Raw genomic sequence first — 14,744 nt, forward strand, 5'->3', positions numbered from 1 at the left:
TCGCCGCAACCGTCATCTTCTGGCTATGAGTCCTGAGCCTAGAGAAAAACTATGTTGAGCTATCAGGTCAACGTGAATTTTTCAAAGCGTGGTACGCTAATGAATTCATGAAAATAATTAAAGAGCACAATAAATCAAAAAATGAAATAATATAAGGAATCACGAAAATGAATTACAAGGAATTATTTAAAAAGAAAGAGATGACAGAAGAACAACAGATTGAGAAAAGTTTTTTTATTATGTCTTCAAGCTTGATGCGTAATCTTGGTGAGGAAATTAATAAGCCTCATCCGACGATCAAAGCCAAAGATTTGGATATGGATAAAATTAGGCATGATATTTTTAATACGACTAACGACGTATCGAATGAGCTGAAGCGATTTAAGCAGCAACGCAAAGAATTGGAATCTCACATCCATCAGCAACAAGCCAAGCGACAGCAAGAGTGGCAACAGATGGGGAAGGGGGGGCAGTACCCGGTTGATCCGCAAATAGCAGAACAGATGGAAAAATTATCTGCTCACATTGCGGAATGTGCGAGATTCATTGTTGGTACTATTTTGAACAAGATGGGTTTGGCTGATGATCCTGGTCCGTACCGCAGAAGTCTGACTGCTGATGAAATGTATGAGCTGGAGATTCAGCATTCCCAGAATGAGTTGATGCAGATCGTTACTGCTGACGGAAATGTCAGGGACCAGATGGAGAAGATCATTGTTCAGTGCAATGAGAATAGGAAAAACAAAATCCAGGAGTGGGAAAACCGTCCCGAAGCAGTTCGGGCTCAAGAGCGTCTTGATAAATTTCAATCAATCATGTCATCAGATATGTCCGAGAGTTTTAAAAAGAAAGTTTTCGGAATGCATTCCGGAGATGTTATGAAAATGCTTGATAAAGTGGAAGTTTCACCAGACGGCAAGATCATTTCAAAAAAGCATACATCTCTTGAAATGTGATTCACATATATGGGTTCAAAGACTACTCTCCAAAGCTATATATGTGAATAACGATATTCACAGCAAGCTATCCCAAAATTCTTCATTTGCCTTATCACGCGCATCGGCTTCGGCTAATTTTTGAGCTTTCATTCTTTTGTATGCTTCACGATTTTCGCCTGTCAGACCATTGGCTTTCTGATCGATATCATAATTCAAAGTATTGAAAAGCTGGCGATGTGACGTTTTGGAACAAGCATTTCTATAAGACTGTATACGGTCTTTTTTTGTCTGGTTTATCTTTTCTATTTCTGCCAACACGTCCATAAATATCTCCATGTATAACTTATTATATAGCATATATTGATATAAATGTCAATAAAAACCATATCTATACTAATTGGTTATATCATATTCATCTGATAATATCATAATATTTATAATGAATACTATAATTAGATGCCAGAGGTGGCATATGGCTACCCCTAACGGGATATCCAATGCCATCTGGCCAGGGTTGCACCCGTGGACCCGCTTTTAAGTATTCAAGTATTTTAGGAGAATTATATGAAACCAGATCTAAACAGAACCGAGACCCGACTATCAGTAAGAGCATCGAAGCAGGAGCTCCAATCATGGAATCATACAGCCAGGTCAGCAGGTCATAAGACCCTTGCAAACTATTTTAGGAGCCTCATGAATTCTGCTCCCATGCTTCAATCTGAAAAGATTTTGTTAATCACGGAACTAAAAAACACTCGTGAAGAAGTTGCTCGTATAGGGAATAATTTAAACCAGATTGCCAGGTCATTAAACTCTGGGGAAGGCTTCAATGATGCACAGAATAATATGAAGCAGTGCCTGAAAATCTTGAGTCAGATCGATAGCATGATCGCGACTATCAAGAGATGATCTATGATAGTGAAATCAGCTCGCATGAAAACATCAGCACAGGGAATATCTTCCACCTGTAGGCATGTGTTTCATGGTTCTGACAATGAGAAGATTACTGTTCTACAAGGTTCAGAGTTCGATGTAAGGGCTGAACTTGGCAGAGCTAGATCAGTTGGTTCTCAGTATGCTGTCAGGCACATAAAAGTATCATCATATGAAGACATGACTGATAAGCAATTATTTAAACTAGTCAAAAAATATGCTCGTGAGTTCAAAGCAGACCCGTCATCAGCCACTATAGTCAGACATGATAAGCCTCGTGCGGATGGCAAAGCATCGACCCATCATTATCACATATATTTTCCTGAAGTGTTGGCTAATGGGAAAATTATGGACTCATCATTTTCAAAAATCAGAGAAGAAAAAATTGCACGTATTGCTGAGATAGATTTTGGTCACAAACCTGTTCTGGGCAAGCATAATGCATCTGTTATCAAGGATTTAGAGAAATCTGGTCAAAAATATTATGCTGATATCATTAGACAGAACACACCATCATTAGACCCAAAAGATGCACCAGATGCCTCATATTCAGACAAGCAATTTCGCAGAGCAAAAATATCTGGAACTGCATTGAATGAGGTCAGGCAGACCCTGAAAGAACTCCGTATTAATTCGGAATCCTTTGGTCAGATGATTGAGGGGCTGGATCAGCACAATTTGGAAATTTGCAAAGGAGATAAAGCCAACACATATATTATTGTTAATAACGATAATGGAAATGTGCTGGGTTCAGCAAACCGTCTTTTTCAGATGAAAAAGACTGATTTCAATCAGCAGTATGAATCTTATATCAACGGCCAGGATACGAAGTTCGAACCATTAGAAGCATCAGTAGAAAACATACCTGCACAGAAGGTCGCACAGACTGTTTCAGATCCTTCAACGCGTATTCTGTCCTCTCGCCAGGATAATAAGCCACAGCCTCAAAATCAGGCTTCTCAATCAAAGCCAGCAGGTCATTGGTCGGGTAATGCTCCTATTGCACTGAACACTGAAAAGTCTGTTGCTGTTGAGGGAATGACTCAGCAAGAGCGTCAATCCATCCATGATTTCAATAAGCAGGAAGCTGAAAAAGACCAGCAGGTGAGGGAGTTATTGGCTGATCAGAAGAAGTTTGCAGCAATGCTTGATGATGTCATCTCAGCATTCCATAAAAAATATCAGCATCTCCCACCAGAGCCATTCGCCAATCCATCTTTTCGTGATTCACATATTATAGAACAAAGAATTCATGAACAGCTAGACCCATTGAGATCCGCTTATCTCAATAAGAAGGGGTGGTTATCTGGTGGTAAGGAATTGAAAGCTTTCAATGAAAAAACAAGAGATCTGCATTTCAAGGATTTCCCAAGATTAGACATACTCAACAATCAAAAAGATTATGATTATGTTATTCGCAATATGTCGAGTTTATATGCAGCATCACGTAAAAAGAAACATGATCAATGGAGTTCATCCATCGATGTTATTAATTATGTGAATAACAAAAAAGATATTGATAATTTAGTCTCGTACATTCAACAGCATGAAGATGCAGATCTTCTATTGTTGGCATCTAAATCCACAACGTTAGCAATACAAAAAATGCAGGAGCAACCACAGACATATAATAATGTTATTCACAAAAAAAATTCTGTGAAAGCTATAAAACTTCAAATTGGAATGTAAATTAATTTTTGTTATTCACAAATCTAATTATAGTTATTTTTTTGTATCAAAGCCTCTAAACTAAACGCGCAAAATTAAATTTTATCATTCCGCACTAGGGGTATTTTCAATCCGGTTTCTTGAAGTGTATATTGCATAATAATTCAGTATGAACAGAGTGATTGGTGGTTTCTTTTCGATATCAAGGAACAGTTTATTCCTTAAGTTTTTGAGGGTTCTAGGTAAGATATGGATATTAAGATTTTTGATCAAACCTTGTGGGTTCACGGAATTCAAGGAACGGTTCAGGGGCTCCGTCAGTGGACGGAAACCTCAGTTCAAACGACCAATGGATCAGCCACCCGAGATGCCTTTGGGAACTATACTATCAACGCTCCAACAGTCCAGCATAAGGTATCACATCATCAAACTTTCTGGGTTGTTGCCCCATCTGGAAGAGAATACCAAGTTAATGGAAACTATCCGTTGCGAGATGGACAATTGGTTTCTGTTGTCTATACCGGGTTAAAGGACCGCGACGCTTTAGGGCATGTCTTTTTTCACAATCTAACAACCAATCTCAGGTGGACAGAGCCCAAGGGCTTGCCGAGTGAAATCACTCATTATGGACAAGGTGCTCTGACACGTCGCTATGTAAAAGTTATCGGATTTCTAATTTTAATAGCTTTTGGAGGTAATCTGCTACGAAACGCGCGGATTATTGATTTTTCCAGAGACTTTTTGACTACGATTGCTATATTTGCGTTTCTCTTAATTCCTATCGGCTTTTTTCATCTGCTTTTTTTGATTGAGAAAAACAAACGAGGAGCTTTAAAGCAGCTTAATGCGGCTATTGAGGCTGATCCGACCTTTGTTGAGTCGCTTGTTGCGTGACTGTTTATTCTCCTCGCTTCGTAGCTTTTCTAACCATAGAACAGGGTATTTCATGCGTATCACTAAGCCTATTTTTGCTACCACGTTGCTTATTGCGTTAACATCCTGTGGTGGAGGAGGACCATCTAAAACTGAGGTTAAAAAGATACTTATTGAACAGGGTGTTCAGCAGGCTTTTCTCTTTCAAAATCCGACGCAGCAACAACGCGATCAGGCCATTGCAACTTTAGAGAAGAGAGTTGATTTACAAGGTCTTAACTGTAAGTCAGTGGAAGGTTTCAAAAAAGTTTGGGATTGCACTGTTAACTACATGCTGAACGGTGCACCCCAGACCGATAAGATGCGTTTTTATCGGAATGATAAAGGTGATCTTGCAATTTCAGATACACCGAATGGGAACGGGGAATGAAAAATCTCTTTTTTTTGTCTGCACTGATTTTTTGTCCACTGACGGTACAAGCTGAGGATATTCATCAGGCAACAACAAGGTTTGGTGTTGTTGACGGGAGTACCAGTATCATCAAATTCCGTGGGAAAGTAGTTTCTCCGGAAATAGATGGAAATTTCGTAGAAAAAATAGCTGAATCTGGAAACGCGGACTATCTCCTCCTGACACAGGAGGGTGGTAGATATTGCGATGCAATGTACCTTATAGCGAAGGTGACATCAAAGGGTGTGACCAGTCAGAAAGAGTTTGGAAACTGTGCTGAACCTAAAACACACGTTATTCCGAACAAAAGCATTGTATTAGATTTTCCGCGTTATCAGAAAGATCAAGAGATAACGGTTGTGTACGATATTCCAACAGGAACTCTGACACAAAACGGCAAACCAATAAAATAACTGGTTTATCCCGCTATCATGTAGATAGCGGGTGGCCTGATTATCATGATTTGATTGTGTCCAGAACAAGCTTCGTTTTGTTCATGGGTGTGAGAGATCCATAATTTTCTCATATTGCTTTACAAGTTCCTCAATCTTGTCCTGATATGTGCTAATATATTCCTGCTAATGGTTTGAAAATTATCTAACCTCTTCCGAAAGGAGGGGGTTGGCCTCTACTTCTAATGATTTCGGGTGTTATGAATTTACCTGATACATTCTTGGTAGTATTATATATATAAATACAACCAATCTCTAAAACATAACTTAAGTGAGTGATTTTTGAATGAAAATCATGAGCCCCATTTTTGTACACATATGATTTTTTGTATGAAAAATTAACACATTCCCTCATTTTAAAGATAATCCGAGATATGCCTATCCATCTGATAGGTTCATCATTTTTTCCAATACTATTGAGATAATCAGATTTGAATCCTGCCAATGAAAACAGGACATATCCAGGAATACCTTCGATGACATCATTCCATGAATTCTTCTTCATCAACTGTCTGGTATTGAATAATCTCTTATCCGAAAGATATGATAACGATGGGTCTCCATAGTTTCCTATGTAGAGATTATTCCATACACGTCTGATATCTCTGCGTAGCCCTACGAATCCGTGCCTGGTATTAGGTTTTCCGTAATCTTTGAAGATGTATCCAAGGACGCCTTCAAAATCAGTGATATTCTGATTCAGTTCATATCGTTCTGGATCTTCATTATTGAAGAACTGAAACACGATATTCAGTAACCGATCACGATCAGTTTGCTGAGATATATAATTTTTTTCGTTATTCACGAAATATATGATGTGGAGATGAGGTGTTTCGTCTTTATGAAGCTCAACAACGAATATTCCAGTCCAGTCTATCCCATGTCGTTCAGCATATTTCTTGATCATGTTTAAGCGTCTGTTGATTTCATCATTCGCTTGTTCAAAAGAAAGGCTGTGATATTTCTTCGGCAATGTCAGTGATAGGAACCATCCAGAACTACATGGGTCTTGTGTCATACACGCAATTCGCATTGATGATTCAAGACAACAGGATATCATCCAGTCTCTTTTTCTATTGTTCGATGTTTTTTTATCTATGGAATCCTGAACCGAACGTTCATTATATTTTAAATGCTGATAGCGTTGTTTTTTATTTTCATCAAAGTCTTTTTGAACTTCATCATCATCTCTACTTATCTTGAGAACACGTCTCATATTCACACGTGCTCGGTTAGCTGAGCGTGACAAACGGACTTTTTTAACGGGGTTGATGCTGTTCTTTTGGTTTTCTTTGTCCAGGATTCCCTGATATTGAATTAATTCTGCATATGAAAATGACATCAATTCGAATGTATTCAGTACTGATTTATGCAGTCTGGGGAGCATCCGTAGGACGTTTAAGGCCAGTTCTTGGGCATCGTCATCCAATGACAAACGGCAGGATTCTGCCATTTTCTGATATAGCTTGTAGCGATAGAAGGGGTGGAGAGCGTTTAGAGTGTCGTATATCTCGACACTGTTTTCTAATATGTGTTGCTCTAATCGTTCATAACTCAAAATACTCCTTTACCAAAAAATCTTACAAATCGGCTGGAGCATATGCTATTATTAAAAACAACACATACTCCAGTATATTTGTTTTTGTGGTGATTGCAGTATAGCACGGAATGTGAAGGGATAGAGAAATCTATCCCTTTTTTTATTTCATATATGTTTTGATAGTTCATTTTTATGAACCAGATATCCAATTTTATTCAGATGTCCGTATAGAAAATCCATTTGGCTTTTCAGTTGTTCAGCATATTTTTTGTTGAAAAATAATTCGTCAAGACGATTACCAAATATAACAGATGTGTCTACAATGTACTTTACTGCCGAATATATTTCATTTTTTCTAATTGATCTCCAAACAATACCTGAGCCTGACTCTGAAATATGATTACTAAGAGAATTTTCTGAGATATGGCAGTGGGTATTGGATATGAAACGATAATTTAAATATACCGTGTCGCTCTGCCATTCATCTTGTGTGAAATCGTGAAAAGTTCCTGCATCTGTTCTTTTTTTGGTATTTAAAGATTTTAATTGATTCTGTACTCGTGAATTAATTTCTGTCATCTTGTCTTGTACGCCTTCATAAATCTCCTTTAAGTGAGAGCTATTCTCAATGTGCTTTATCATAGAATTGCTAAATTTTACTCTATCATCATTGGCAATCTTTATGAAAAATTCCTCATCTTTTATTGCGCAGGCTAATGCAAGGTAACATTCTTGCATATTCCTTATTATCGAATAAGAATCCGAATTCACGCCATAACTAATCAATATAATGGAGGATTGTAGGCTCTGACAAAATCGAACACCGAGTATATTTGAAATTTTTTCTAGTTTAGAATTGTTGGGGTCTAAGGAACTTATTATTTCTTGTAGAAGGCGGTTTGTCTTCCGAAGAATATCAAATTCTTTATGATATATTTTTTTTAGATCATGTCTATGTTCTTCTACATAATCTGAGATAAATCCTTCGGTTTCAAATGTGCTTTTATATCCAGACGAATGGCTCATTGTACTATCCTTTCGACAGTCCAAAAATCAGGATATATGACGCTATCAGCCACTTTTTTAAGATTTTCAACGTCGATTTCGTCAAGGTAGATCGTATTTCCTACTGACCTGTTCTGACCTTCATGACCAAGAAAATTATCAATCCAAACCTCTCTCAAACCACCATCACCACTATCCGAGATGTTCCTTAATTTAGTAGCGACGTTATGGCGGAAACTATGGAAATCTACTCCGCGAGGAATGCCGTGTTTCAGCTTGAACTTGGAAAATGACTGCTGAAACTGTTGGGATCTTTTTTTATCTTTTCCAGAGAATTTTAACTCACCAAAAAGATAATAACTTTTTTTATTGTTATTCACGAAATCCAGGAATCCTGCATTAATAAGAGCATTTCCAATGGGAACCACACGTTCACCAGCTTCGGTCTTTGGGTTCCAGCTTTCCCATGGTCTATTTTTTCGTGCTGTATGCTCTCTTATAAGTATGCAGGTGATACCCCTAATTTCTTGGATATCTTCTGTCCTGATACGGCATATCTCTTCGAGACGCATTCCACAGTACGCACCAAGCCCAACGATATATCCATAGGTCTGACGGCTAATGACAGTGCTATTCCATTGTGCAGATGCCAACACCTGCAACTGTTCATCATTCCAACGGATACGCTTAATTTTCGGCTTGGCATCGAACTTCCAGCCGACAAAGATATTCCTATCGACTAATTCACGAAGCAGATAATACCGCCAGATTGCGGACAATCTTGCGAAGTGATTTTTGATAGTTTTTTCGGAGATACGTGGAAGCTTTGACTTCTGGCAATAAGCGACAAGCTCCTGAACTGTCCTAACGTCTTTGGAACTTTTGCCATAGTTCTCAGGCATCTTTTCCATAAGTTCTTTGAACTTCCCAGAATCCTCACCTGTATAATCTCTGATATCGTGGTCCCCACATATTTCTATGAATCTCTGAGCCGTATTGCGGAAACCCCTTGAGTCAGAGTCATTCATCTTTTCTGAATGAGCTTTCAGATACTCATCCACGGCAACAGAGAAAGCGGGTGATCTCTTTTTTTCAGGAGGCTTAACCCAGCCTTGGATATCCATGAACTGCTGTTGCATCTTCTGAATAGAGTCATAGGCATTAAAGTCTTTATGTTCTTTCATGTATGAGAGAACAGCATCGAGTTCAGGTTTGGCAACGTTGATAATATTTTCAACTTTTTTATATTTTTGATAGTCTTCCATACGTTGCATGTAGTGCTCAGCTTGTTGGAGCTTATATTGTATTCTTAATTCGTTGATATGGGCTTCATAGGTATCAATGATATCTTTAATGACATCCTTGTTGCTATAGCCATCGGCTATATCCTGCATATCATCATATAAATAACTTTTATCGTTCATCGTTCTCACAACGGAAAAGAACTGACTTGTTATTCCGAAAATAGCACAGCCACGAACCTTAGCTATCTCTTTGTCCGATGTTTCCAGGGAATGCCACATCTCATTTTTCCCCAGAATTTTCCTCAAATCTAGAGGCACCCATCTGCGAAGATTATAGGTAGTTCCGATTCGGACGACTTTCATATTCAGCCACTGTAGATATCCACTGTAGAAGATACAGGGATGAGGTTTCGGGAACCTCAAAATTATCCAGTTAAATCAGTGGGTTATGTGTGGTGCGAGCTGCGGGACTCGAACCCGCACGCCCTTACGGACTCGAGATTTTAAGTCTCGTGCGTCTACCATTCCGCCAAGCTCGCACACGCCTCATGCTGCACGCAGCAGGGCGACCCCGTTTTCGCGCAACCAGCGCTCGGCTGCAAGACGTCCTGGCCGACCATTTGAGCAAAAATGATCAACAAGAGCCCAAAAATCAGCACCATGATCAAAATGTCTGAGGTGAGCGAGTTCATGGATGATGACGTAGTCGCGGATTTCAACTGGCGTTATCAACAGACGCCAACTCAGCATGATGCGGCCCTGTCGGGTACAACTGCCCCATCGCGTTCGAACGTCTCTTAAATCCAGACGCGATGGGACGAGCTGCATTCTCTCGCTTTGCCGCTTTACCGCAGCACTTAGGCGGTCTTTTGCGAGCACACGCAGAAAATCCCGCACCCGGCGTTCGGTGTGGTCGGCATCGCCGCTGACATGAAGTCCATCAGCGTCCAGCCATGTGCCGCGACGAGCAGTTGGATCATGAAGAATGGGAACGAGGCTGCCTTCAATCATGATGTCATGCCCGTTTGCCAGAACGGGCTTTTCAGGCAAGGACGCCAGGGAAGCCGAAATCCAGTCCATATGCTGTTGAACGAACATCAGTCCCTGTTTGCGACTGGTACGCTCAGGCAATGTCAGAACGACACTTCCTTGCACGGCATCTACTCGCAGGGTCATGCGGCGTGCGCGTTTCGAACGTCGCCAGACAAGAGGGGCAGTCGGCGGGAGCATGGAAGGCTTTCAGCCTGTCCGTTTTACGGAAATGCACGGTGGAGCGTGTTCTGGCCATTCTCCGGGCCAGTCCACAATGTAGTTTTCCAATGAGCCAGCGCGCCGTTCACTGATGCAGCGACCGCCTGCCGAGGCACCGGAGGCACGGACGCTCTCCAGGGTGCCACTACGAAGGGGGTGCCATTCAGGCAGGTCAAAGCCGTCACGCAGAAGTCGGTAAGCACAGCTTGGCGGCAGCCAGTCAATTTCCGCAAGGAGCTCCGGGGTCAGCGTGATGCAGTCGGGAACTTTGCGGTGGCGCTTGAGATAATCCGTGCACCGGCAGGTCTGCGTGTCCAGAAGGCGACAGGCGACAGTTGTGTAGACGATCTCGTCGGTGTCTTCATCGCGTAGTTTGTTCAGACAGCAGCGACCGCATCCATCACACAGGGATTCCCATTGTTCGGGGGTCATCTGGTCCAGAGGTGTGGTCTGCCAGAAAGGAAGTACGGACGTCATGGACGATCCAGTATCACACACCCGACTGTTAGTAGAACTGCCATTGTGAATGACAGGAGCGCGGCAGGGAGTAACAGGGGCAACCAGATCAGGCGTGCACGTGTTGCGAAGTTGGCTCCCAGCCCGATCGCTGCCCGCGTTGTACCAGCGGGCACACCCAGAAGCGTCGCTCCGAAAGGAAGCATGACGGCAGGAGCTATAAGCGCCCCTTGCAGGACATCATAATGCCGTCCAGTGAACGCTACGGCTGCCTTATGAAGTTCGGGAATGGCAAATGCGAGCGCTGGTCCCGGCAAAAGAACAAGCAGGCCCAGTAGTCGTACATGTTTGGCGGGTAGCAGGCGCATCAAGAGCGCGATGAGGGCGCAACCTAAAAACAGGCCCAGGAGAATGGACGCCAGATGAAGGCGCATGGAGAGTGCCATCATGGCTGGTTGCTGCCGTACCAGTCCTGGAATCTCTGCTCCAGCTGATCTCCGTATTTTGTCCAGAATGCTTCGTTGACGGGCAGTATCGTCCCATTCGGGTCGGTCGCACTGTCAGGGGTGTCATCCAGATGAGGGGATGCCGTGTTTATGCGTTCAAGGGTCTTTTTGGCCACCTCGTTGGGTGTGTTGGCTGGAATGGCCCAGTAAAGAGCGGTGCGCAGAACGACGTCGGGCTGGGCGACAAAAAGGGAAGCGGCAGGGCCGGCTTTTACTTTTGCACTGACACTGGAAATTTCCGTCATGGGCGCGCTGGTCATCAATGCACTGCTCTGTTCCATAATGCGCGCAGCATCATCGGGTGTTTTCCACCACACGACATACGGGCGCAGCAGATCCAGCTTGTGGAATGCGCGATCTACGCCAGCCCGCGTAGAGAGGGCGGTGTAAATATCTCTCGCATCAATGCCGTCGGCGAGAAGGGCGATTTCCAAGGTTGTCCGGGCACCCAGACGCAGGCCGCGTCGGCCAGGGTGACGAGCGACATCCCAGAAATCTTTCCAGCTCGGCGCTGACGGCAGTCGCGATCTATCCCAAGCAAGGGCGAGAGTGCTCTGACCGCCCTGAATTCCGCACGTCGTATTGCCTTCAAGGGGGCGAACCCAGCCCTTCTGGCAGGCATCAGCAAGCTGGCTGCCATCCAGAAGAACCGTGGCCCAGTCGGCTCTGGCGGCATGGACGCCGACATCCAGGGTCGGGCGCTGACCATCCCACTCAATGAGCCGTATTGTGCTGTCTGATCCAACAAGAGCGTTGGCAGCAACAGTGCCTTCTGGCACGCCCCATCCGGGGGCAGGCGGGGCGGCTGGCTTCACGACTGTCCGCCGTTTTGTGACATGTCGCGCTTTGGAATGTTTGTGCGCATGAGCCGAGGCTTCAGGCGTTGAGAAGACGGACGTCACACTTTGGCCGATATGTGAGAAAAACTTTTCCACGCTGCTGGAAGTGCCGTGAGAAGAGCCTGAGGTGGTGGCGTGAGCATGCATATTGAGCGGAAGGCACTGGAAAAGCAGAAGACCTGTCAGCAATCTCGCAGGGCGCAGAGTACGACCGAGACCCGCCCGGATACAGACCGGGAGCGTTTGTCGCAAAGGGGAGGCGGGCCGGGACAGAAGATGATCCTTGTTCAATAAAAGCGGAATGGGCGCACGAACCCATCAGGAAGCGGCGGCACTTTAATACAGGTCGGGCCGAAGCGGAAAGGCCGTCGCATGACCCGCTGGCCACGCAAGCTGAACAGGGGTACCCGGGCGGGGTAGTTTCTGTGTCTGAAGAGGCGGACGACGTAGTTCGATTTCCGTCCCGTCAGGGCAGCGGACCCGCATCCTCACATGGTCGCCCAGATGCACGGTATCTGTCAGTGTGCCGCGCACGGGGGGCGTGTCTTCGTCCTCAAGTCCAAGGGACTGTGTGCCGAAAAACGGAGAAATCCGGTCAGGCCTTATACAGACCAGACAGGCCTGTCCTTCCGTCAGTTCATTCTCAGACGCAGTGGCCTCGACAATTCCTCCACACGCAAGCTGGATACGTGCAACGTCATCCCCGATATCGAGGATCTGTCCAGTCAGGCTGTTCGCCTCTCCAAAAAGTGTGGCGACTTCTACGCCCGCAGGTCGGTCATATAGATCGGCCGCACGTCCGAACTGAAGAAGTGTCTGGTTCTGGAAGAAAGCAATGGACCCGCCGGCTCGTAACGCATCCTCTTTATTGGGTACGCTCTGAAGGATGCTGAGGTCACGCGCGCGCATCAGTTTGGAGAGCAGGGACGCCATGCGCCGTGCCGCCTGTGGATCCAGGGCCGCATATGGGTTGTCGAGCAGAAGTACGGCCGGCGAGGTGACGAGTGCCCGCGCGAGCATCGCGCGGAGTGTGTGCTCAGGGGACAGCGTTCGGGGTGTTGCTTTCCCCAGGCCATCCAGCCCGAGAAGGGACATCATGCGGCCTGCACCAGCAACGGCTTCTGCGTTGCCCTGGCCCTGGGCACGGAGAGCAAAAACGATGTTGCTCTGTACGTCCAGATGCGGAAACAGCGGGTCGCGTGCGCTGACAAGGGTTACGCTGCGTTGGCCAGCGGGTCGTGATGTGATGTCTGTGCCCTGAACGAGCACGCGTCCGCCCATTGGGGGAGAAAATCCGGCGATCAGATCCAGCAAACCCGAAAGGGAGGTGGCATCCGCGCCATAGATCGTCACCGTCTCACCTTGATGGACTGTCAGATCAAAGGCTTCTGCCTGCAAACCGGGGCGGAAGGCTTCAAGCTGCAGGGCAACCGGCGCACGGGGCGGGGTCTGACGTCGAGGACTGGTACGTGGAGCGCCGGGTGGGCGGGGCATGCAACCTCTGATAATGGTTTTGCGTTTAAAGAAAGATACAGGGCCTGACTCCCAGGCCCCTCTTTATTGCTATGAGGGTTTGAACATGAGCCGTGACACCGTCAAGAAGAACATCGAAGTCGCTGCTGAAACCACGCAGGAGCAGATTGACAGCCTCCGCAAGCAGGTTGAGCAGATCCTGAATGACTATGTCAGCCCCGTTCTGCTTCAGGCTGCTGATCGTACGGAGCACGCCGTTGCAAATGCCCGTAAAATCACGGATCATGAAATCGAAAACGTATCGACGCGTGTGCAGTCACGGCCTATTGCCGCTGTGCTGATTTCTGCTGTGGTCGGTTTCCTGGCGGGCCGTTTCTCCAAGTAATCGGCACGTAACCTTTTCAGGCGGGAAGCAGGCAACGGAATGAATCTGCACCCGTCCTGTTAAGAATAAAGGCGAACGATCCTCCATGAAGCCTCTCGAACTCGGTCAGGAAGTCCTCTCCGCCCAAGGCCAGATCCTCTCACGTTCCGCGATGCGAATCGGTCGTCGGGTGGCCTGCGCTCTTGTCGCAGTTGTCTTCCTGCTGTTCGCAGCCATTTCCTTTCATGGCTTCCTGTGGGCTTTCTTCATCAGTGTTGCCGGACTGAGCTACGTCAAGGCCAGTCTGTGCGTCATTGGTGTAGACATGCTGTTCGTCCTGATTTTCGCTGTGCTGGCAGCCTGGTCGATCCCGGACGTTGTCGAAATCGAAGCCCGTATCCTGCGCGACCGCAAGCTGGTCGAACTGAAGCAGTCCATCGCAATTACGGCGGTGACGGGGCTTCTGCTTGGTCCGGCAGGGCGATTTACCGGCAGAAAACTCTTCTCTCTCATCAGAAGTTTTTTCAGTCATTCCAAATAAGACATTTTGTGACTGATTTTTCTCCAAGCCATCTGGCCACCTGCAGGTTAATGGCGTAAGGACTTTTCCTGTGCCGTGATCACGCCTTTATGGGAGTCGTCACGGACTTGCGAGGAGTCCCGTGGAAAGTTCGCCGAACAGTCCGATAGTTGGCAGCAAGGTCACAGCCTGATGCTTACGGAAGTTAATCTTTTCGGCGTCTTTGTGGCA

General features: G+C 45.3%; 17 protein-coding genes and 1 tRNA gene. 8 read left to right on the top strand and 10 right to left on the bottom strand.

Translation table 11 applies throughout. The features are described from left to right. Positions 1–167: 167 nt before the first annotated feature. Complete coding sequence (locus B7444_RS10495; RefSeq protein ID WP_007284555.1) at positions 168–956, top strand: hypothetical protein; 789 nt, start codon at positions 168–170, stop codon at positions 954–956. Between the two features lie 57 nt (positions 957–1,013). On the opposite strand, the gene B7444_RS10500 is transcribed toward B7444_RS10495, so the two are convergent. After that, positions 1,014–1,262, bottom strand: coding sequence for a hypothetical protein (locus B7444_RS10500; RefSeq protein ID WP_035729747.1), 249 nt, complete (start codon positions 1,260–1,262; stop codon positions 1,014–1,016). 384 nt (positions 1,263–1,646) lie between these two features. On the opposite strand from B7444_RS10500, the gene mobC reads away from it, so the two are divergent. From mobC to B7444_RS10525, 5 genes are all read left to right on the top strand, one after another. Beyond that, the gene (gene mobC, locus B7444_RS17445; protein ID WP_051997100.1) at positions 1,647–1,847 is read left to right on the top strand and encodes a plasmid mobilization relaxosome protein MobC; all 201 of its coding nucleotides are present in this window, start codon (positions 1,647–1,649) and stop codon (positions 1,845–1,847) included. Between the two features lie 24 nt (positions 1,848–1,871). Continuing rightward, complete coding sequence (locus tag B7444_RS10510) at positions 1,872–3,560, top strand: hypothetical protein (RefSeq protein ID WP_146911413.1); 1,689 nt, start codon at positions 1,872–1,874, stop codon at positions 3,558–3,560. A 228-nt stretch (positions 3,561–3,788) separates the two neighbouring features. Then, positions 3,789–4,433 (top strand): hypothetical protein, encoded by a 645-nt coding sequence (locus B7444_RS16365; protein WP_007284553.1) that lies wholly within the window; start codon positions 3,789–3,791, stop codon positions 4,431–4,433. A gap of 52 nt (positions 4,434–4,485) precedes the next feature. Further along, complete coding sequence (locus B7444_RS10520; protein ID WP_035729755.1) at positions 4,486–4,842, top strand: hypothetical protein; 357 nt, start codon at positions 4,486–4,488, stop codon at positions 4,840–4,842. Then, the gene (locus B7444_RS10525) at positions 4,839–5,276 is read left to right on the top strand and encodes a hypothetical protein (RefSeq protein ID WP_035729757.1); all 438 of its coding nucleotides are present in this window, start codon (positions 4,839–4,841) and stop codon (positions 5,274–5,276) included. The genes B7444_RS10520 and B7444_RS10525 overlap by 4 nt, the downstream gene beginning before the upstream one ends. A 184-nt stretch (positions 5,277–5,460) precedes the next feature. On the opposite strand, the gene B7444_RS10530 is transcribed toward B7444_RS10525, so the two are convergent. The 9 genes from B7444_RS10530 to B7444_RS10570 all read right to left on the bottom strand — a co-directional run bounded on the left by B7444_RS10530 (position 5,461) and on the right by B7444_RS10570 (position 13,650). Beyond that, entirely contained in the window at positions 5,461–6,873 is a 1,413-nt protein-coding gene (locus B7444_RS10530) for a replication endonuclease (protein WP_007284552.1), read from the bottom strand. Positions 6,874–7,020: 147 nt separating this feature from the next. Continuing rightward, a complete protein-coding gene (locus tag B7444_RS10535; RefSeq protein ID WP_146911416.1) occupies positions 7,021–7,881 on the bottom strand; it encodes a DUF5677 domain-containing protein in 861 nt (286 codons plus the stop codon). Further along, positions 7,878–9,467: a DUF6538 domain-containing protein gene (locus B7444_RS10540; RefSeq protein WP_035729761.1), complete on the bottom strand. Its 1,590-nt coding sequence runs from the start codon at positions 9,465–9,467 to the stop codon at positions 7,878–7,880. Before B7444_RS10540 ends, B7444_RS10535 begins: the two co-directional genes overlap by 4 nt. Before the next feature lie 90 nt (positions 9,468–9,557). Then, a tRNA-Leu gene (locus tag B7444_RS10545) sits at positions 9,558–9,643 on the bottom strand. Positions 9,644–9,650: 7 nt separating this feature from the next. Beyond that, on the bottom strand, positions 9,651–10,334 hold the full coding sequence (locus tag B7444_RS10550; RefSeq protein WP_007284549.1) for a M48 family metallopeptidase: 684 nt from the start codon (positions 10,332–10,334) through the stop codon (positions 9,651–9,653). 9 nt (positions 10,335–10,343) lie between these two features. Continuing rightward, positions 10,344–10,832, bottom strand: a complete 489-nt coding sequence (locus B7444_RS10555; RefSeq protein ID WP_007284548.1) for a YcgN family cysteine cluster protein — start codon at positions 10,830–10,832, stop codon at positions 10,344–10,346. Next, positions 10,829–11,260 carry a hypothetical protein gene (locus B7444_RS10560; protein ID WP_007284547.1) on the bottom strand — a complete coding sequence of 144 codons (432 nt, stop codon included), beginning with the start codon at positions 11,258–11,260 and terminating at the stop codon, positions 10,829–10,831. Before B7444_RS10560 ends, B7444_RS10555 begins: the two co-directional genes overlap by 4 nt. After that, on the bottom strand, positions 11,257–12,252 hold the full coding sequence (locus B7444_RS10565) for an extracellular solute-binding protein (RefSeq protein ID WP_231502863.1): 996 nt from the start codon (positions 12,250–12,252) through the stop codon (positions 11,257–11,259). The genes B7444_RS10560 and B7444_RS10565 overlap by 4 nt, the downstream gene beginning before the upstream one ends. Before the next feature lie 240 nt (positions 12,253–12,492). Continuing rightward, on the bottom strand, positions 12,493–13,650 hold the full coding sequence (locus B7444_RS10570) for an ABC transporter ATP-binding protein (RefSeq protein ID WP_007284545.1): 1,158 nt from the start codon (positions 13,648–13,650) through the stop codon (positions 12,493–12,495). Positions 13,651–13,735: 85 nt separating this feature from the next. On the opposite strand from B7444_RS10570, the gene B7444_RS10575 reads away from it, so the two are divergent. Continuing rightward, a complete protein-coding gene (locus B7444_RS10575; RefSeq protein ID WP_007284544.1) occupies positions 13,736–14,014 on the top strand; it encodes a hypothetical protein in 279 nt (92 codons plus the stop codon). Between the two features lie 85 nt (positions 14,015–14,099). Then, the gene (locus B7444_RS10580) at positions 14,100–14,534 is read left to right on the top strand and encodes a hypothetical protein (protein WP_007284543.1); all 435 of its coding nucleotides are present in this window, start codon (positions 14,100–14,102) and stop codon (positions 14,532–14,534) included. Positions 14,535–14,744: the final 210 nt, after the last annotated feature.

This window comes from Gluconobacter thailandicus F149-1 = NBRC 100600, assembly GCF_000964465.1.
Lineage (GTDB): Bacteria > Pseudomonadota > Alphaproteobacteria > Acetobacterales > Acetobacteraceae > Gluconobacter > Gluconobacter thailandicus.